The following is a 19,808-nucleotide window of genomic DNA, read 5'->3' as shown; positions in this document are numbered from 1 at the left end:
ATAAGAGTAGTATGTATAGCACAATACACGACATCCGCATAAAAGAGGATAACGAACCATAATGGATTTTAGTTTAAAAACGGCTTTTTTGAAAAATTTTCTGGGAAACTCGCCTGATTGGTACAAATTAGCAATTATTATATTTTTAATAATTAACCCTATTATCTTCTATTTTATCAGTCCCTTCGTCGCAGGCTGGTTATTAGTTGTTGAATTTATATTCACATTAGCAATGGCTCTCAAATGTTACCCATTGCAACCCGGTGGCCTTCTCGCTATAGAAGCCGTAATTATCGGCATGACCACCCCTGCACAAATTTCACATGAAATTAGCAATAACCTTGAAGTTATCTTGTTACTGATTTTTATGGTAGCTGGTATCTATTTCATGAAACAATTGCTGCTGTTTGTATTCACCAAACTGTTGATAAACGTGCGTTCTAAACGCATTCTTTCCCTTGCTTTTTGTATGGCGAGTGCATTTTTATCTGCATTTTTAGATGCACTGACCGTTATTGCTGTCGTCATTAGTGTTTCAATTGGTTTTTATTCTATCTATCACCAATATGCCTCTAATCAACCTAGCAACACAGACTTGCAAAATGATGGTTTCATTAAAAGTGCAGAACAAAAACAAACCCTCGAACAATTTAGGGCTTTTTTACGTAGTTTAATGATGCATGCTGGTATTGGTACTGCGCTAGGTGGTGTCATGACTATGGTTGGTGAGCCACAAAATCTCATCATTGCTAAACATGTTGACTGGGATTTCATTACCTTTTATATCCGCATGGCGCCTGTCACTATACCTGTTTTTATTTGTGGCTTAGTCGTCTGTTTTGTTGTGGAAAAATTCAAGTTATTTGGCTACGGTGCTGAACTTCCAGACTCTGTGCGTCAGATTTTAACTGAGCACGATAAAAAACTGACGGCGAAACGCACCAAAAAAGATCTTGCACAGTTGGTCATTCAGGGCTTAATTGGTATTTGGCTAATTGTCGCCCTTGCTTTCCATTTAGCGGAAGTTGGTCTTATTGGCCTATCCGTCATCGTACTGACAACCGCATTTTGTGGTATCACAGAGGAGCACGCGCTGGGTAAAGCCTTTGAGGAAGCGTTACCATTTACCGCATTACTAACCGTATTCTTTAGCATTGTTGCTGTAATCATTGACCAGCAATTATTCACTCCATTTATTCAGTTTGTGTTGCAATCCTCTGAATCGTCACAATTATCATTGTTCTATCTGTTTAATGGCCTACTTTCTGCCGTGTCAGATAACGTATTTGTAGGGACGGTTTATATTACAGAAGCCTTAAAAGCGGCAAATGAAGGTTTAGTATCAACGGAACAATACCAATTATTAGCTGTCGCAATAAATACAGGGACTAACCTCCCTTCTGTTGCAACACCTAATGGGCAAGCTGCCTTCTTGTTTTTATTAACGTCTGCGTTATCACCTCTGATCCGTTTATCTTACGGCCGCATGGTGTGGATGGCACTGCCATATACCTTCGTAATGACCATTGTTGGGCTATTAGGGGTTGAATTCTGGCTAGTTCCCATCACACATTGGATGGAAAGCATCGGGTTGATTACGTTCGCACAATAACTATACTTTAAACAATTAGCCGTGCACCAATACGGCTAATTGTAATGTTAGGTAAAACCCTCTCTAAAATTGCATTATTTCACTTTAATTGCTTTTTTTATCGGGCCGATAGGGGCAAAATGTGCGCATTACTCAATTAGGATACTAAGTATGTTCAGATTTTTTAACTACTGTTCGCAAGGAAGAGGCGCTTGGCTACTCATGGCATTTATTGCCTTTATGCTCGAGTGCGCGGCTTTATATTTTCAGCATGTTATGAAACTACAACCCTGTGTTATGTGTATCTATGAACGTGTTGCATTACTTGGCATTATGGTTGCTGGCTTAATTGGAGCGATAGCACCACGGAACATGGTCATACGCTGGGTTGCTATTCTTATTTGGGTTTATTCTGCTTGGCGCGGTTTAGACCTTGCATGGGAGCATACCATGCTACAACTTTATCCTTCACCATTTGCATCATGTGATTTCTTCGTTAATTTCCCTGATTGGTTACCATTACAAGAGTGGGTACCAGCAGTATTCGAAGCTACGGGTGACTGTGCCGTTAGGCAGTGGGCATTCTTAGGGCTTGATATGCCACAATGGTTAATTGGTATCTTCGTGGCTTATCTCTTAGTTGCAATCATTGTTATCATCAGCCAGTTCTTCCCAGCCAAAAAATAGCCTTTAAACCCCAAATGTTATATTCAACATTTGGGGTTCCTAAGTAATAAAATTAACCTATTGAATGACTCGTTCTAATTTCACAGGGATATTTTTATACGCAGGAATACCACATTGCGGGTCGAAATTATCCAACGAAATTAAATTATTAGCTTCAGGGAAATAAGTGGCAACACTACGGTCTGCCATATCATAAATCACCACAGTGAGGTTATCTAAACGCCGTTTTGTTGGTTTCTGCTCGCGGTCTAATGCGATGAGATTCACTTTATCTCCCGCTTGTAACTTCTGTTTTTGGGCTTCTGCACCACTGATGAAAACAACATCTCGTTGCCCAAACACACCGCGATATCGGTCATTTAATCCATAAATTGTAGTATTATATTGGTCATGGCTACGTAATGTTGCCAAAATGAGTTCACTGTTAACTGCTGAGTTCGGGTCTTCAATAACACCTTCTGTCGGTACAAAGTTAGCTTTGCCTGATTGCGTTAACCAACGACGCTCAGAAGCCGCATTAGTCAGATGGAATCCTCCGGGTATTTTAATGCGTGCATTATAATCATCAAAACCAGGTAATACCGCTTCCATTGCGTCACGAATTAAATCGTAATTGCCGATAAAGTCATCCCATTCAACTTTACTCTGCGGTATTGTCGCTTTAGCTATCCCTGCAATAATCGCACACTCAGATTTAAGATAAGGGCTACACGGTTTAAGTAAACCTTTTGAAGCGTGAACCATCGACATTGAGTCTTCTACGGTCACACATTGCACACCACTGCTTTGCCTGTCTATTTCACTGCGACCTAATACAGGTAATAAAAATGTCTGCTTAGCGGTTAATAAATGGGAGCGATTTAGTTTAGTTGCTGTGTGCACCGCTAAATCAAGCTTTTTCATACCTGCAAAACAAGCGTCTTTATCTGGCATGGCAACTGCTAAGTTTCCGCCCATGCAGATTAAAGCCTTCGCTTTTCCTTCAGAAATGGCTTGCATGCTCGCGACGGCTGCATGACCAAATTCGCTTGGTGGTTTAAAACCAAATCGTTGTTCAATTTTGTCTAAAAAGCTTTTTGACGGTTTTTCCGTAATACCAACGGTTCTATCACCCTGAACATTCGAATGACCACGCAGAGGGCAAATTCCCGCACCTTCCCGACCAATATTACCTTTCAGTAGTAATAAATTAACGAGTTGCTGAACGTTTTGCGTACCATGCTCGTGCTGAGTGATCCCCATGCCATAACAAATAATGGTACTTTTTGCCTCAATATAAAGATCCGCAATCTCTTCGATAGACTCACGCGGTAAGCCAGAAACCCTTAAAATATCTTTCCAACTCGTTGTCAGTAAGTCATTTTTTAAAGCTTCATAACCCTGTGTATGAGTTGATATAAATTCAGTATCAAGAATAGGCTCTTTTCCTGCATCGACTGCAGCTTGGTGTTTTTCAATCAATAACTTCATCACACCTTTAAGTAACGCAGTGTCTCCACCAACACGAACTTTATAATAGTGTCCAGCTAAAGGAGTAGACTCTAACGTGAGCATTTCTACCACGTCTTGCGGGTAGGTAAAACGTTCAAGACCACGCTCTCTTAAAGGATTTATGGCAATGATTTTAGCACCACGTTTAGAAACTTCACGCAATGAGCTCAACATCCTCGGGTGGTTAGTCCCAGGGTTATGACCTATACATATAACTAAATCCGCTTTATCAAAATCGTCCAACAATACTGTCGCCTTGCCGACACCAATAGAGTCAGCAAGACCAACACTCGTTGGTTCATGGCACATATTTGAACAATCAGGGAAATTGTTTGTGCCATATTCACGAGCAAGTAGCTGATATAAGAATGCGGCTTCATTTGAAGTTCGACCTGATGTATAAAATTCAACAGTATTTGGGTCTGAATAACTTTGTAAACGCGTACCTATTTGTTGAAATGCATCTTCCCATTCGATAGGTTCATATTTATCTGTTTGTGAATTGTATTTCATGGGGTGAGTTAAACGCCCTTCATCCTCTAAATGAAAATCATCCCACTCAAGTAATTCTGTTACGGTATATTTAGAAAAAAATTCCGGCGTTGTTTTTTTAGATGTTGCTTCCCAAGCAATTGCTTTTGCACCATTCTCACAAATATCAAATGACGCCGTATGTACTGGGTCAGGCCACGCACAGCCAGGGCAATCAAAGCCGTCTACCTTATTCATTTCAAACATCGCAATTATGTCATGACCTACTTTCATTTGGCCACGTAATGCTTCTGCAACTGCTTTTACAGCCCCCCAACCGGCAGCGGGGCCATCATACTCTTCAATTTTCTTTTTCATTTGGCATTACTCTTTAATAAATGTAAATGTCTTTATATGTGCTTTTATAATTATCTAAAATATTCTTTGTTATTTAATATTAGTAATATCATCGTTAAATATCAATAATTAAAATAAGCACTTAAATAGATGCTCGTAATTAGACGACTTAAGAATAAGAAATGAAAATACAACTCAATAAATGAAAAGATAAATATTAAAACAAAACTAATTTAAATGAATACATATAGTTAATTAACCTCATATTAATGATTAATAAAAGGTTAATTAACTTCATAAAAAGAAGAGTTATATACAAGCACCCGATTGTATAATGTCAACAGCACAACGTTTACCATTCGCAAATTGGCATACAGCTGTTTGTGACCCATTTAATTCTAATGTGAGCGCTGGTAACCCACCCGCTGAAACACAGGCCTCTTGTGCCCCAGGGCCTAAATTGACCACTTGTTGGGCATATTGACTCGCAGAATGTTCCACAGAGTTATCTATGTTTGAGCTACCACACGCAGATAGCATGACAGATATAGCCCCAGTGAGTAACATTGTTAGTACTGGTTTAAAAAATTGATTAACCCTATGCCTCATTTTCCTGCTTCTCCAAAGATGCTGCCTGAACATTCTGCAATAACCGCTTAGTGCCCGCCGCTTTTTGAATATAGATTGATGACTAAGACACCAATAATAATTAATAGCATACCAATAATTGCAGGTAAATCGAGTTTTTGGTTGTAAATAAAAATTGCAGCGACAGAAACCAATACAATCCCTAAACCTGACCAAATTGCATAAGCAATACCCAATGGCATGATTTTTACTACCTGCGAAAGCCCCCAAAAAGAGACTGCATAACCGATAATAACAATCAACGATGGCCAAAAACGACTAAAACCATCAGACGCCTTCAGTGTTGTCGTTGCAATGACTTCGGCAATAATAGACATTAATAAAAAACCCAGCCCCTTCATTATATTTCCTTGTTATTAGAATTAGTTATGATAAAACTTATCACTTTTTTGATTATTTACTCAGATAACGATAAAAAGCTCTGTTTATCATTAAAATAACACAGAGCTTTCATCTCGACTTCATGATGAGAATGCGAGTTAGTGATTTGCGGCAACGTCTACTCTATCGTTAAGAGACTCACTATAGCGCTTGAATAAATAGACACACAAAATGAATGCTATGACACCAATCGCACCGCCAATATAACCAATCTGGGTCATTCCCATATGAACAATAACTTGATTGCCTAACAGTGCGCCAGCACCAATGCCAATGTTAAAAATTCCAGAGAAAATTGACATAGCCAAGTCGGTGGCATCTGGAGATAAATCAATGACCTTAACTTGCATTCCTAAACCAATACACATCATGGCCATTCCCCAGAACACTGATAACATAATCAACGACCAAACATCTCTACCTAATGGCATCAATAATAATAAGCAAATCGTCATAAATGCGATTGCTGCAGGTAAAAATGATAATGAAAATTTGCTGCTGTAGCGACTAAATATTACACTTCCAACAATACCCGCTCCACCAAAAATCAGTAGTAGTAAAGTGGCAAAGTTTTGGCTTTGTAAGGCAACTTCGCGAACAAAAGGTTCAATATAACTGTAAGCCGTAAAATGCGCAGTAACTGCCAAAACGGTTAACGCAAACATTCCAACGAGTGCTGGCCGGTGGAATAGCATCGGCACACTTTTTAACGAGCCTGAATGTTCACTTGGTAAGCGTGGTAAAAAGCGAATCAACACAACCATAGTGAACAATGCTATAACACCAATACATAAAAATGTCGCTCGCCAACCTAAGAATTGCCCAACTACACGGCCAAGAGGAAGACCTAATACTGTTGCCAATGCCGTTCCCGTCGCTAATAACCCAAGTGCTTGAGCTTTTTTACCCGCAGGAGCAACCCGAATAGCTAAAGATGCCGTAATTGACCAAAAGACTGCGTGAGATAAAGCGACACCAATACGCCCTGCTATTAAAATATCAAAACTCCACGCAAACCCTGAAATGATGTGACTAACAATAAAGATAACAAATAAGAAAGCTAATAATTTGCGACGCTCTATTTTACTGGTTAATAGCATCAAAGGTAACGACATCAAAGCCACAACCCACGCGTAGATTGTTATCATTAATCCAGTATGTGCGACCGTCATGTCAAAGCTTTTTGCAATATCACTGAGTAATGCAACAGGCACAAACTCTGTTGTGTTAAAAACAAATGCAGCAACTGCTAATGCTATTACACGGATCCAAGCTGTTTTTCTAGAAACTTGCGTCATATTTCTCTTAGCCTTCACTTTCCCACAAATAATAGATGCCAACGGCTTAACCGTATGTAAAAAATGCTGCGAAAGGATATTGGTATTTAGTACAGGATTGAGTCGTTACTGAGCAATCTATATTGCTAACAACACTTTTTTGTGAATTGTATCACGATTTTTCATTACTCATAAAGGTTCCCTTGATCTATTGGCAAGAAAAATATCATGCCTACTTATTTTTATTTCCCCAACTATACCATTTAACTATTTGTTTAAATTTAAGCCACTTACCTGAATATTTATTACATTCAGTTATCTGAAAACACATCGCATTACTTTCTATGCTACAATCTCACTATTATTTTTTATGCTCAAAGGACCGCTTTAATGAAAAACCATTTTCCAACTGAACCTAACGTTAATACTTTAGCGGATGAAGTGACTTGTCTTAAAAATTTACTAACACATATGCTAAAAGCTATCGGCCAAGCGGATGCAGGTAAAATCTTAATTAAGATGCAGCGCGAAATTGCACAAATGGAAGACGAAAAGCAAGCAGAAACCTACAAAAATACGTTAGAACAGATAAAAACAGGGTATCGCCAATAGATTATTTAGCGATAAATGCTATTTTAAGGATATACCTACTGTTAAGTGGTTTAAACTGCACAAATAACTAAGTTTTAATCGTGAAAATCATCTATCTTTATTCATGAATTAAACCATTCTTTATTCATTTAGCTCCCCCTTCAGAACCCTATGAAGGGGGCTTTTTTTTCTACAGCTTATGTATTATTGCGTTTATAAATATCTTGGCAATGCTGAATGTATTCATCAACTGTTGTATCGTCGGTTTGCTTATCCCAACTTTTTTGCTCTTCAAAAGCCCACACTTGAAACGTTTGTCCAAAGTTAGCCCCTGACATACCAACTTGCTTATACACCCGATGGTAAAAACCTTGCTCAGAACGATAGATCTCAAATTTAAACGGAACTAACCTAGCGGGGTTTGTCGTTGTCAAAAAATCATTACCAAATAATAACGTTTTCTCAAGAATATCCATTCTATCCCCTTGTTTAATTTATAAAATACGTATGGTTTACACGATCTATTATAAGCATAGCGCATTTAACGCAATTCCGTGATTTTACCTATAAAAATATATGATTTACATACTATCCATAGAGAAGATTGATGAATAACGGGAGATATTGACGAAATAATAAGCTTCACTATTAAAATGAAGCTTATTATCGCTGGTTTATGATTTGTTGTCGTAGAACTGTTTTGCCATATCAATGCTGTCTGCATTCACATCTTTTATATGGTCACGTGTTAACCGATAAACAACGGGGCTTAACAGCAACAAGGCAATCAAATTAGGGATCGCCATCATGGCATTTAATGTATCTGCCAATAACCAAACAAAATCAAGTGATTGTGTTGCACCGATAGGTAAAGCAATCAACCATAACACTCTATATGGCTTTATCGCACGCAACCCAAATAAATATTGCACACATTTTTCGCCATAAAAACTCCAACCCAGAATAGTGGTAAATGCAAATATGGCTAATGCGATAGCAACAATATAATTTCCACCTGGTATTGCCGTTTGGAATGATGATGCGGTTAATGTCGCTCCTGTTTCACTAGTCAACCACCCACCAGTTATAATGATAGTTAACCCCGTGACAGAACACACAATGATAGTATCAATAAATGTCCCTAACATCGCAATAAGTCCTTGGCGAATAGGGTTTTGTGTTTTTGCAGCGGCATGGGCGATAGGTGCACTACCCAAACCAGCTTCATTGGAAAATACGCCTCGTGCAACCCCAAAACGGATTGCAGCCCATACTGCCGCCCCCGCAAACCCACCTTGGGCAGCAACTGGGTTAAAGGCCGAAGTAACAACCAGTGAAAGTGCCGCAGGGATCTCAGTAAAATAAATGCCAAGTACAATGACACCCGCACCAAAATAGGCAACGGTCATAAATGGGACAAGTTTTCCTGCAACATCAGAGATACGTTGCAGCCCACCAATCAACACTGCACCAACTAATAAAACTAAAACCCCGGCGGTCAACCATTTATGCACACCAAAGTTACTTTCTAGTACATCTGCCACTGAGTTCGCTTGTACTGTATTTCCGATACCAAAACTGGCACATGCACCAAAAAAGGCAAACAATGTTCCCAACCAAATCCATTTAGGGCCTAAGCCATTTTTAATGTAGTACATTGGCCCACCAATATACTGGCCATATTTATCCACTTCACGAAAACGAACAGCTAACACAGCCTCAGAGTATTTTGTTGCCATTCCTACCAATGCCGTCATCCACATCCAAAATAATGCGCCAGGCCCGCCCATGACAACTGCCGTCGCAACCCCGGCAATATTCCCCGTACCGATAGTTGCTGATAACGCTGTCATTAATGCATTAAAAGGTGATATTTGCCCCTCACCGCGTGATTCGTTCTTTTGAAATAATAACTTAAAACCTGTTCCAATTTTTCTTATCGGTAAAAATGCGAGCCGGATTTGCATATATATACCAACGCCTAAGATCCCAACAAGCATTGGTACTCCCCATACCACCCCATTTAGTTCACTTAACCACGTAGTTATCAAATCCATCCTACCCCCAATTAACTCGTATTAATTAACAAAGCAATCAAATTAATAACAATTTCTTATCAATTTAATAAAGATTAAAAGTGGCATAAAAGCGAATTAAATTTCAATAATTCATCATTTAAAGTAGAAGATTGTGAGTAAGCTCACTTGTGGTTTATCGATTACAGTTATTAATACAATTAATTGCGAATCGAAATTAAGATTGAGTTTGTTAGATACGAATGAGTATTTTGAGGGAATATATTTTACATATTGTATCAATAAAAATGCCCAGTAATTAAACTATTACTGGGCAGATGCTAAAATTATTGTCTGTATAAAGCTAACTTAGACTCATTATCTCGGCTACTTTAAATATTCACCTGAGCGCAATGCTTCAATACGTTTGTCTAATGGCGGGTGTGATAAAAATAACTCACTAAATGCTTTACCACGACCATTAATACAAAACGCCATCAAACGGCCTTCTTCTTGTGGCTCATAGCTCGTTTTTAACCGTTGCAAAGCAGCTATCATCTTTTCACGACCAACTAATTTCGCCGAACCAGCATCCGCATGGAACTCACGATAACGAGAGAACCACATAGTGATGATGCTCGCCAAAATACCGAATACGATTTCAAGCACCATAGAAACCGCGAAATAAACCATTGGGTTACCATTGCTACTCTCACTTTCGTTATCACTGTTGGACATAAAACCTGCCGCAACCTGTGCAATTATACGCGAAATAAAGATAACGAACGTATTCACGACACCTTGTAATAAAGTCATCGTCACCATGTCGCCATTGGCAATATGGCTAATTTCATGAGCAATAACCGCTTCCGCTTCATCACGGCTCATATTTTCTAATAACCCAGTACTCACCGCGACAAGTGAAGCATCTCGACGGGCACCTGTTGCGAACGCGTTGATATCTGGCGCATGATAGATAGCCACTTGTGGCATTTGAATGCCAACTTGTTGTGCTTGGCGCTCAACGGTTGAGACTAACCATTGTTCCGTTTGGTTACGTGGAGTTTCGATAACTTCGCCACCGACTGATTTCAGCGCCATCCATTTAGACATTAATAGTGATATGAAAGCACCACCAAAGCCAAATAGACCAGCCATGATCATCAGACCTTGAACACTACTACCACGGATCCCAGTTAAGCTTAGGATTATCCCAAACACAAACATAACCGCTAAGTTCGTGAGTAAGAATAAAGCAATTCTCATCATTTTTTATGTATTCCTTGGTAAAAACAAATATACGTAGAATTTACTTTATAAATAAGGTTTTTTCACACTTTTTCAAGTGCATTAACGCGAAAACCCTAAAAAATAACATAACTTTACATAGCTATGCTAAAAACTCATTATCATAATCTAAATAAATTATAACTTCTTACGATAAAAATTTAACCATTTGTTTTTAAAGGTTCATTTAATAACCATTTAAATTTAAAGTTAATTTTAATTGAAACGATAAAGCTGTTTGGTCAATCACCAAAAGCAATTTAGTGTATTTATCTATCTTATCACTCATTTTGTTCACCAAATGAATGAATATTCATTTTTACTTTCATTCTATTAAAAAATAATGCCACATTAAGTGGCACTATTTTGTTCTATCTCGATCTGTTGTTTTGTTCTAAGGCTAATTAGTTTTTTCTTTAGTCGATTTTGTTACTTTATCTTTTGCTGTTTTAGCCGATTCTTTATCTTTGGCTTTAGACGCTTTTTCTTTTACTGCTTTGGCCGACTCTTTATCTGCGACTTTAGGCGCTTTTTCTTTTACTGCTTTGGCCGACTCTTTATCTGCGGCTTTAGACGCTTTTTCTTTTACTGCTTTAGCTGACTCTTTATCTTTGGCTTTAGGCGCTTTTTCTTTCACCTCTTTAACTTCTTTATCCGCTGTTTTAGAGGCCTTTTCTTTTACTGTTTTAGCAGTACCAGATGCTTTGTCACTGGCCTTGTTGGCTTTATCAGAAGCTGTTTTGCCGGCTTTATCACTCGTACTTTTTATTGAATCAGATACAGACGGTTTACTTGGTTGCTTGGCAACACCTGCACCAATCACAGCACCAGCGGCTTTCGCTTTGCTGTTGATATCATTTTTTAGTTCAATAGTACACACTTGCTCTGAGCGACTCGTAGAACCATCATTACAAATAAATTTACCACCTTCACAGCGATCAATTCCCCCTTTACTTCCAGAACAAGGGTAGTTTCTTGCATTCGCTGTGTTAATAGATGCAACCATCATTACACTCACTGCTATTAATCCTACAAATAATTTACGCATGGTATTGCCTCGTTGCTAAGGAATCTATACCAAAAGTTTAGGATAAATTAAGTAAAGGTAAAGAAACCTATAGTTAATTATTAATTTCAGTCAGTCATTTTAAAAAATAAAGTAAACACAGCATAAAACTGCATCTATCTAGGGGATACTTGCTAAAAAAATTCAAATTAACAATACGTTATTGTTCAGTTTCTGTTTTGCTGTATGTATTTAGATTGTATTGAAAAGACACAAAAATTAAGCCAGCTTAATACTGGCTTAACCCGACAAATAATAAGAGGGATATTATTTATTATTTGATAATAGCTTAGTGTGCTGATTCGCTAAGTCGATCGCCATTTTCACCGTTTCATCAAGGTATGGGTCTGGTCCTTCATAATCTTTTGGCAGATCATCAATTGATTTCAATAGCGGCTTGCCTTCCCGAGTATTACGTTCGTTTATACGTTTCAGTTTTGTCGCTTCAATTTCAGAATCTTCTTTTTGACGTTCAGCATAGTTGAGTGAAATAAGATTCTTACTTTCTTTGTTTACTTTATAGCGTGCAATGTCTTCATCAATATAATTGAATTCAGGGTCTTTGCTAATACGCGCCAAATGCTGCGTTTTTATTAACGATAAATCAGAAGAAACATCACCAACAGGCGTGTATTTTGCCGGTGGAATGCTATCCCATGGCAATGCGTTGTCCTCGAAACTTTCACCCGTTTCTGCGGGATCTTGGCCTGTTGGCATGACTACATCAGGGGTGACCCCTTCACGCTGTGTACTACCACCATTAACCCGATAAAACTTCTGAATAGTATACTGAACAGAACCTAAGGAAGGCCATTCTGGCTTCAGCATTTGGTCGTAAACACGACTCAAACTACGGTGTTGCTGAACTGTTCCCTTACCAAATGTCGGCTCACCAACAATCATCGCCCTACCATAATCTTGCATTGCCGCAGCAAAAATCTCAGATGCAGATGCACTAAAACGGTCAACTAAAACAACGAGAGGACCTTTATAGTAAATAACGTCGTCGTCATCGATATCTTGGCGAACTTGGCCATTGTTATCACGAACTTGGACAATCGGCCCTTGTGGAATGAACAAACCAGATAAAGAGACTGCTTCAGTTAATGCTCCGCCACCATTACCACGTAAATCAATAATCAATGCGGAAACATTATCTTTTGCCATGTTTTGCAATTGAGTTTTAACATCATTCGTTAAACCAACATAAAAACCTGGAATATCCAAAACAGCAATTTTATCTTTACCTTGCTGTTTTATTGTCAGCTTGACAGCTCGGTCTTCTAGCCGGATCTGCTCCCGAACTATGGTGACTATATGAGGTTTCGCCCCTTTAGTATCAGAAACGACTTCCAACCGAACTTTACTTCCTTTCGGGCCTTTAATTAAAGCAACCACATCATCAAGCCGCCAGCCAACCACATCAACAATAGGTTTACCCGTTTGGCCTACACCGATAATTTTATCGCCGACTTTTAGCTCTTTGCTTTTAGCTGCTGGGCCCCCAGCAACCAATGAGTTGATAACCGTATTTTCATCATCTTGCTGTAAGACCGCACCAATTCCTTCTAATGATAAACTCATTTCTGAATTGAATTGTTCAGTATTACGAGGCGATAGATAACTTGTGTGTGGATCGATTTCACGAGCAAAAGAGTTAACTATCAATTGAAAAACATCTTCACTTTGCGCTTGCGTTAAACGTCGCAACGCAAAATTATAACGTTTCGTCAATTTTTCTTTGATTTCTTTATCATCTTTGCCTGATAGTTTTAAATTCAACCAGTCATAACGGACTTTTTGGTCCCATAGACGATCAAGTTCTTGCTTATCTTTAGGCCACGGTGCTTTAGAACGGTCAACTTCAATGGAGTCTGTCGCATTTAAATCGATAGGTTGCTCTAAACGAGCCAACGCATATTTAAAACGCTCGAAACGTCTTTCCTGAGACAGATTATACAGGTCATAGAACGTATCTAATTTGCCATCCTCAAGCCACTGACCTGCTTTGCCCTTATCTTTGGCATATTGGTCAATATCGGATTGAAGTAAAACATTATGGCCGAAATCTAACATATTAAGATAACGATCAAATATTTTCTCAGAAAACGCACTGTCTAAATCAAATTGGCGGTAATGTGAACGAGTGAACCGAGATGTCACTCTCTCACTCACCGTACCGTGCTGTGCACTCTGCTTTAAGACTGGTAACTGAGCCGCAGTGACCGGAGTCACTGCTTGAGTATTAGCTATTGCACTGCCAAAAGTCGCTAGGCTGACCACCAGTGCAATTTTAAGAAGTTTGTTCATGACCTGATTGACCTCCGTATCAGAACTTTAAATGTTCCGCGCGTACAATCATTGCCAGCCCTGTTGGCAATTGAACCCTAACACCATCTTTCGCAATTTCTAAAACAGAGGCGTCCATCACACTGGTACCGACTTTGACTTTCAAAGTTTGACCAATTTGGAGTGTGTTGATGTCAGTCACTGATTTCAGATTTTGCTCTGGTGCAGGTGTATTACGGCGAGGGGCTTTAGCTGATGTATTTTGCGAGCGTTCTTTATTGTCTGTTGGACGGCGGCGAGGCGCTTTTTGTTTAGTTGCGTCTTGTGTACGTGGTGTTTTATCACCCGTTTTTTGTGCAACTGGACGTTTTTGCGCTTTTTGTTCAGCACGCTGTGCTTGAACGCGAGCTTTCGCCTCGGCTAATTGTTGGCGCGCATGTGCAATATGTTCTGCATCTAATTCACCACAATCTTCACCGTTTAGGTCAACTCGTTTAGCTCCCTCTTTAACACCGTAGAGATAACGCCAGCTAGAAGTGTACATGCGTAATGCAGAACGCAATTGCGTTTTGCTAATACCATCTTCTTCTTTTAAGCACCCTACGATATCTTGAAAAATTCCGACTTTTAACGGACGTGCTTCGCCTTCAGCGATAAAACAGCGAGGAAAACGCTCTGCTAGAAATGCGATAACTTCTTTACTACTATTCAACTTAGGTTGATTTTCCATGAAATTTCCTGATAACAACGATTTTGCCAACCTCACGGGCATGAACAAGCCGACATTATAATCGTGTTGCTGACAATTGCCACGTTACTATTAATTTAACTGACCATTATTTAGTGATATTTAGGCATAGAACACATTGCCAGGTGTTGACACAACTGGTTTACAAGGTGCTGTAGCCCTTTTTCGTCTTCATGGTCGAATTGGCTAATATTTGGGCTATCTATATCTAAAACCCCGATAATTTGCCCATTAACTACCAAAGGAAAGACAATTTCAGCGTTACTTGCTGCATCACAGGCAATATGACCTGGGAATGCATGAACATTTTCGATACGCTGAACTTGGTTATTGCTAAACGCTGTTCCACACACGCCTTTACCAAAAGGGATCCGAACACACGCAACTTTACCTTGGAAAGGACCCAGTACTAATTCTTGCCCATTACTGAGATAAAAACCAGCCCAGTTAACCCCTTCTAAACAGTCATATAATAATGCACTGGTATTTGCTAAGGTTGCAATTAAATCATATTCCCCTGCAAGTAGCGCAGAGAGATTGTCTGAAAGTTCGTGATAATACTTCTTTTTATCCATAATTATTTCTTGTAATAATCAAGTAATTAATCAAATATTTGTAAGCGTAGCCCTAAGGTTACCAATTTGTCACTTTGAGGTAAATTTTTTTACACTAGATTACATCGAGGTAACCAACTAAAATGAGTCAATATGAACCACATTAATCACACTGATTTGCTTTTTCAACGTTGTAATCATTGCGATCAGAAGTTACTAACTCCTCGATTCAACATACGGCAAGTTGTTGTTTGCCCTCGCTGTTTTAGTCAACTTAATGATGGGCGTTCTTGGTCACTCAACCGTTTATCAATACTGGCTATCACTTTATTGATGCTTGCCCCTATTGCATTTTGGCAACCACTCATTTCTATTCACTTATTAGGAAGCCAAATCAATGCAAATGTCATTGAAGGTATTCGCTTAATTAATCAACAAGGGGACCCATTTACGGCCAGTATAGTGGCTTTTTGTGCTATTGCAGCCCCATTAATATTACCCATTATGATTTTATTGTTATCTATTGGTCAGTATATCAATTTGAATCTCCGGCCTATTCTTTTAGTATTAAGTCACATTAAAGAATGGGTTATGTTAGATGTTTACCTTATCGCGCTAGGCATTGCTGCGATTAAAATGCAAGATTATGCGAGTGTTTTCATTGGACATGGTTTAATCGCTTTTATTACCATGTCTATTCTCAGTATATTAATCCTCATCCACATAAACTTAGATGAGCTATGGAACAAATTTTATCCCATTAATAATAAAAAAGTACAAGATAACTTACTGGTCTGTACTGCATGTCATTATTGCGGCCCTACAACTAGCAATGAAAAATGCCAACGCTGTCATCGCCCTCTTCACTATCGTGAACCGCATAGTTTACAAAAAACATGGGCCGCACTAATTGCTGCCATGGTGCTATTATTTCCTGCTAATTTAATGCCAATCTCTATTTTTTATCTCAATGGGCAACGTTTAGAGGACACTATTTATTCTGGAGTCGTTTCTTTAATTGATTCAGGTAATTGGCCAATTGCAATTATTGTATTCATCGCCAGTATATTGGTTCCCTTTATTAAGATTATTATTATGATATTGCTACTGTTTTCCATCCACTTCAAAAGCAATACTGACCCTATTTTACGTATGAAATTACTTAGGTTTGTTTCATGGATTGGTCGTTGGTCCATGCTAGATTTATTTGTCATTGCTTTGATGATGACACTCGTTAATCGCGATCAATTGATGTCTTTTACTATGGGGCCTGCCGCACTGTATTTTGGTACAGCCGTTATTTTAACAATTTTGGCTGTTGAGTGGTTAGATAGCCGTTTAATTTGGGATTCTTATGGAAAATCAAAACCCGCAAAGTGAACCCTCTGAAGAAATATCAGAAGCTCTATTACGTAAACGCAAACATATTTCGCCTTTCTGGTTTTTGCCTTTAGTCGCTATTTTCATTGCCGGTTGGCTTTTGTTTCAGCATTGGGTTGAACGAGGAACGGATATTACTATTGAGTTCACATCTGCACCCGGAGTAGTTGCCAACCGAACACCTATCCGCTACCAAGGTGTTGAAGTTGGTTTGGTGCAATCTGTTGCTATCAGTAAAAATATGAAAACCATTATTGTTACTGCTAGTGTGAATAAAGACATGCGTCCAGCCTTGAATTCAGGAACTAAATTTTGGTTAGTGACCCCCAAGGCATCATTAGCAGGCGTTTCTGGCCTTGATGCGTTAGTTGGTGGGAACTATATTGGTATGTTACCAAGCACGGGAACAGAGCAATTCTCTTTTGTTGCACAGGATACGCCACCGCAGCTAAACATAGATAAAGGTGAATTACTTATTCACCTTACTGCGCCAGATTTAGGTTCATTAAACGAAAACTCTCCGATTTATTACCGGAAAGTACCTGTTGGTTATATTTCAGACTATACCATTTTGCCAGATAACCAAGGTGTTTCCATTTCTGCTGTTATCAAAAAACCGTATTCTCACTTAGTACGTAAAGAGAGTCAGTTTTGGAATGTATCTGGGTTACAAGGTAGCTTCGACCTTAAATCTGGAGCCAGTGTAAAAATGGAAAGCCTTTCTGCTGTGATAAATGGCGCCATTGCTTTTGACTCACCACAAAGCAGTCCTCAAGCAGAAGAAGGACAACAATTTGTTCTGCAAGATAGTAAAAAAATAGCCAAAACTGCAGAACAAGACGGTAAAGACCCCCTCATGCTAACACTTTGGGCACATGACACTTATGGTGTCGATAAAGGCCAGCCCATTGTTTATAAAGGCATTCAAGTTGGTGAGGTGTTACAGCGTCACCTGGCAACTGAAAAAGTGAATTTTAGTATCTTAATCTATGATGAGTTCCAGCACCTTGTCCGTGAAGACAGTAAATTTGTTGCAAATAGCCGAGTGGATATCCAATTAGGCCTTAATGGATTACAATTCCAAGGCGCTACCCCCCAAGAATGGTTAGATGGCGGGATTCACCTGATAGCTGGACAAAGCCAAGATAAACTTCCCGAAACCTTTCCTTTATATCGTAGTGATGATAATGCAAAAGCGGGTATTTTAGGCGCTTTACCGCCTACAACTATCACCCTAAATACCACGACACTACCAGACATTCAGGCCGGTTCTATTGTTCTTTATCGCCAATTTGCAGTCGGCAAAATCATTGACATTAAACCAACTAAAGCTGGGTTTGCTATCAATGTAAATATTTCAAATGAATATCTTCATTTACTCACAGAAAATAGTGTATTTTGGGCTGAAGGCGGCGCAAAAGTTCAGCTTAATAGCAATGGTTTAACCGTTCAAGCTGCGCCTCTGAGCCGAGCGATTAGCGGTGCAATTAGCTTTGATAACCTAGATAGTGGCGTCGCCAATACTGCTCGACAACACACACTTTACCCAAATGAAACCTCTGCGAAGGCAATAGGAAGCATTATTACGCTAACCACGTTTGATGCATCAAAGCTTTCCGAAGGCATGCCAATCCGTTATTTAGGTATTAATATTGGTCAAATTGAATCATTAAAATTGTCATCTGACAAACGTGAAGTACAAGCAAAAGCAATTCTATACCCCGAATATGTCAGTACCTTTACCCGGTTAGGAAGTCGCTTCGCTGTGGTAACACCTGAATTATCCCCTGCGGGTTTAAATAATTTAGATAGCATATTGCAGCCTTATATCAGTGCTGAACCGGGACGTAACAGTAAAAGCCGTTATCAATTTGAATTACAAACTGCCAATATTACAGACTCGCGTTATCTAGACGGCTTAACTATTTACCTTGATGCTATTGATGTAGGCGCAATCCAAATTGGTACACCTATTTTGTTTAGGGGCCTAGAAGTCGGTGTTGTTACAGGTCTCTATTTGGGAGAGCTTTCCGATCGCGTATATGTTGCGACACGTATTGGCAAGGAATACCAATATCTTATTCGCAATAATACCGAGTTTTGGCAGTCTTCCGGTTTTAACTTTTCATTTGGTTTAACCGGTGGCGTTGCCAAAAGCGGGACTTTCAAGCAATTTGTACGTGGCGGTATTTCCCTTGCTACACCGCCGTCAGTGCCTCTAGCCCCACAAGCTAGGCCTGAACAGCATTTCATCCTAAAATTAGAGCCCCCTAAAGATTACGTGGACTGGGGAACATCTATCCCGAAAAAATAATCACTATTAGGGTGCATATTAACCATATATAGCACCCTTTCCTCACAAGCACCTTAAAAATTATTTTGGAAATTAATTCCATTTATACTATGCTTAAATTCGTTGAGCTGATTATATATGGTTAAAATCGATGAATGAGGTGCTGTTATGTGTATTGTAAAATTGAAAATATCTTCCTATGAAATTAATGATGCGGTTATGGCTTCCCATAAAAGTGATACAGTAAGTATTCCATGTGATTCTGATACAGACTTTTGCATGCAACTTGATGGCTGGGACGAGCATACAAGTATTCCTGCCACTTTAGATGAAAAACCGGTTCTACTCTACCGTGATCGTTATGACAAAGAAAATCACCATTGGGTGATGAAACTTGCTTAATAGTTTTGTTAGTACTCTTAGGTTATTTACTAAGCATATAAATAGGTAGGAACCGATAAGCTGATATGAAATGAGAACTGACAAAATAATAGGCAAAAAAAGAGGCCTGGTAGATTCCGATTACCGGGCCTTGGGAAATGGCTCTGGCAGAGCCGTGCGCTAAAATTGCCATTGAGACGTTACAAAGTACACTCTAATACTAGCTTTCAATGCACGTTCTTACCATGTTTATTATCAAAAATTTTACATATTATTAACACAATTTATTTCTTAATTTTCT

17 protein-coding genes are annotated in these 19,808 nt (G+C 39.0%); 6 read left to right on the top strand and 11 right to left on the bottom strand.

Annotation, left to right across the window (positions count from 1 at the left end; all coding sequences use genetic code 11):
* The first annotated feature begins 61 nt into the window (after positions 1-61).
* Both nhaB and dsbB read left to right on the top strand, forming a co-directional pair.
* Positions 62-1,612, top strand: coding sequence for a sodium/proton antiporter NhaB (nhaB, locus tag ACU696_RS12375; RefSeq protein ID WP_109913260.1), 1,551 nt, complete (start codon positions 62-64; stop codon positions 1,610-1,612).
* Positions 1,613-1,762: 150 nt separating this feature from the next.
* Positions 1,763-2,278 carry a disulfide bond formation protein DsbB gene (gene dsbB, locus ACU696_RS12370; RefSeq protein ID WP_004911215.1) on the top strand — a complete coding sequence of 172 codons (516 nt, stop codon included), beginning with the start codon at positions 1,763-1,765 and terminating at the stop codon, positions 2,276-2,278.
* A 57-nt stretch (positions 2,279-2,335) separates the two neighbouring features.
* On the opposite strand, the gene ACU696_RS12365 is transcribed toward dsbB, so the two are convergent.
* The 4 genes from ACU696_RS12365 to ACU696_RS12350 all read right to left on the bottom strand — a co-directional run bounded on the left by ACU696_RS12365 (position 2,336) and on the right by ACU696_RS12350 (position 6,924).
* Positions 2,336-4,618 carry an FdhF/YdeP family oxidoreductase gene (locus ACU696_RS12365; protein ID WP_004911217.1) on the bottom strand — a complete coding sequence of 761 codons (2,283 nt, stop codon included), beginning with the start codon at positions 4,616-4,618 and terminating at the stop codon, positions 2,336-2,338.
* Between the two features lie 288 nt (positions 4,619-4,906).
* The gene (locus tag ACU696_RS12360) at positions 4,907-5,206 is read right to left on the bottom strand and encodes a DUF333 domain-containing protein (RefSeq protein ID WP_004911219.1); all 300 of its coding nucleotides are present in this window, start codon (positions 5,204-5,206) and stop codon (positions 4,907-4,909) included.
* 47 nt (positions 5,207-5,253) lie between these two features.
* Positions 5,254-5,586 carry an SMR family transporter gene (locus tag ACU696_RS12355; protein ID WP_004911220.1) on the bottom strand — a complete coding sequence of 111 codons (333 nt, stop codon included), beginning with the start codon at positions 5,584-5,586 and terminating at the stop codon, positions 5,254-5,256.
* Between the two features lie 138 nt (positions 5,587-5,724).
* On the bottom strand, positions 5,725-6,924 hold the full coding sequence (locus tag ACU696_RS12350) for a sugar transporter (RefSeq protein ID WP_209101579.1): 1,200 nt from the start codon (positions 6,922-6,924) through the stop codon (positions 5,725-5,727).
* Positions 6,925-7,293: 369 nt separating this feature from the next.
* Between ACU696_RS12350 and ACU696_RS12345 the strand changes: the two genes are divergently transcribed.
* Complete coding sequence (locus ACU696_RS12345) at positions 7,294-7,515, top strand: DUF2594 family protein (protein ID WP_102138673.1); 222 nt, start codon at positions 7,294-7,296, stop codon at positions 7,513-7,515.
* Positions 7,516-7,691: 176 nt separating this feature from the next.
* Here ACU696_RS12345 and ACU696_RS12340 read toward each other — a convergent pair whose 3' ends face one another.
* The 7 genes from ACU696_RS12340 to ACU696_RS12310 all read right to left on the bottom strand — a co-directional run bounded on the left by ACU696_RS12340 (position 7,692) and on the right by ACU696_RS12310 (position 15,474).
* Entirely contained in the window at positions 7,692-7,970 is a 279-nt protein-coding gene (locus ACU696_RS12340) for a hypothetical protein (RefSeq protein ID WP_004911225.1), read from the bottom strand.
* 198 nt (positions 7,971-8,168) lie between these two features.
* Positions 8,169-9,551: an alanine/glycine:cation symporter family protein gene (locus ACU696_RS12335; protein ID WP_042851602.1), complete on the bottom strand. Its 1,383-nt coding sequence runs from the start codon at positions 9,549-9,551 to the stop codon at positions 8,169-8,171.
* A gap of 345 nt (positions 9,552-9,896) precedes the next feature.
* Positions 9,897-10,778 (bottom strand): protease HtpX, encoded by an 882-nt coding sequence (htpX, locus tag ACU696_RS12330; protein WP_004911228.1) that lies wholly within the window; start codon positions 10,776-10,778, stop codon positions 9,897-9,899.
* 418 nt (positions 10,779-11,196) lie between these two features.
* On the bottom strand, positions 11,197-11,844 hold the full coding sequence (locus tag ACU696_RS12325) for a cell envelope biogenesis protein TolA (protein WP_209101580.1): 648 nt from the start codon (positions 11,842-11,844) through the stop codon (positions 11,197-11,199).
* Positions 11,845-12,129: 285 nt separating this feature from the next.
* Positions 12,130-14,172: a carboxy terminal-processing peptidase gene (gene prc, locus ACU696_RS12320; protein WP_004911231.1), complete on the bottom strand. Its 2,043-nt coding sequence runs from the start codon at positions 14,170-14,172 to the stop codon at positions 12,130-12,132.
* A gap of 19 nt (positions 14,173-14,191) precedes the next feature.
* Positions 14,192-14,881: an RNA chaperone ProQ gene (proQ, locus tag ACU696_RS12315; protein ID WP_004911233.1), complete on the bottom strand. Its 690-nt coding sequence runs from the start codon at positions 14,879-14,881 to the stop codon at positions 14,192-14,194.
* Between the two features lie 110 nt (positions 14,882-14,991).
* Positions 14,992-15,474 carry a GAF domain-containing protein gene (locus tag ACU696_RS12310; protein WP_209101582.1) on the bottom strand — a complete coding sequence of 161 codons (483 nt, stop codon included), beginning with the start codon at positions 15,472-15,474 and terminating at the stop codon, positions 14,992-14,994.
* A 132-nt stretch (positions 15,475-15,606) separates the two neighbouring features.
* On the opposite strand from ACU696_RS12310, the gene yebS reads away from it, so the two are divergent.
* From yebS to ACU696_RS12295, 3 genes are all read left to right on the top strand, one after another.
* Positions 15,607-16,833 carry a membrane integrity lipid transport subunit YebS gene (gene yebS, locus ACU696_RS12305; RefSeq protein WP_447343117.1) on the top strand — a complete coding sequence of 409 codons (1,227 nt, stop codon included), beginning with the start codon at positions 15,607-15,609 and terminating at the stop codon, positions 16,831-16,833.
* Positions 16,808-19,147 (top strand): PqiB family protein, encoded by a 2,340-nt coding sequence (locus ACU696_RS12300; protein WP_209101584.1) that lies wholly within the window; start codon positions 16,808-16,810, stop codon positions 19,145-19,147. Before yebS ends, ACU696_RS12300 begins: the two co-directional genes overlap by 26 nt.
* 147 nt (positions 19,148-19,294) lie before the next feature.
* Positions 19,295-19,528 (top strand): DUF1480 family protein, encoded by a 234-nt coding sequence (locus tag ACU696_RS12295; RefSeq protein ID WP_004253902.1) that lies wholly within the window; start codon positions 19,295-19,297, stop codon positions 19,526-19,528.
* Positions 19,529-19,808: the final 280 nt, after the last annotated feature.

The sequence above is a fragment of the Providencia sp. PROV_01 genome (assembly GCF_053098325.1).
This window is presented reverse-complemented; position numbering and strand designations above follow the sequence as displayed.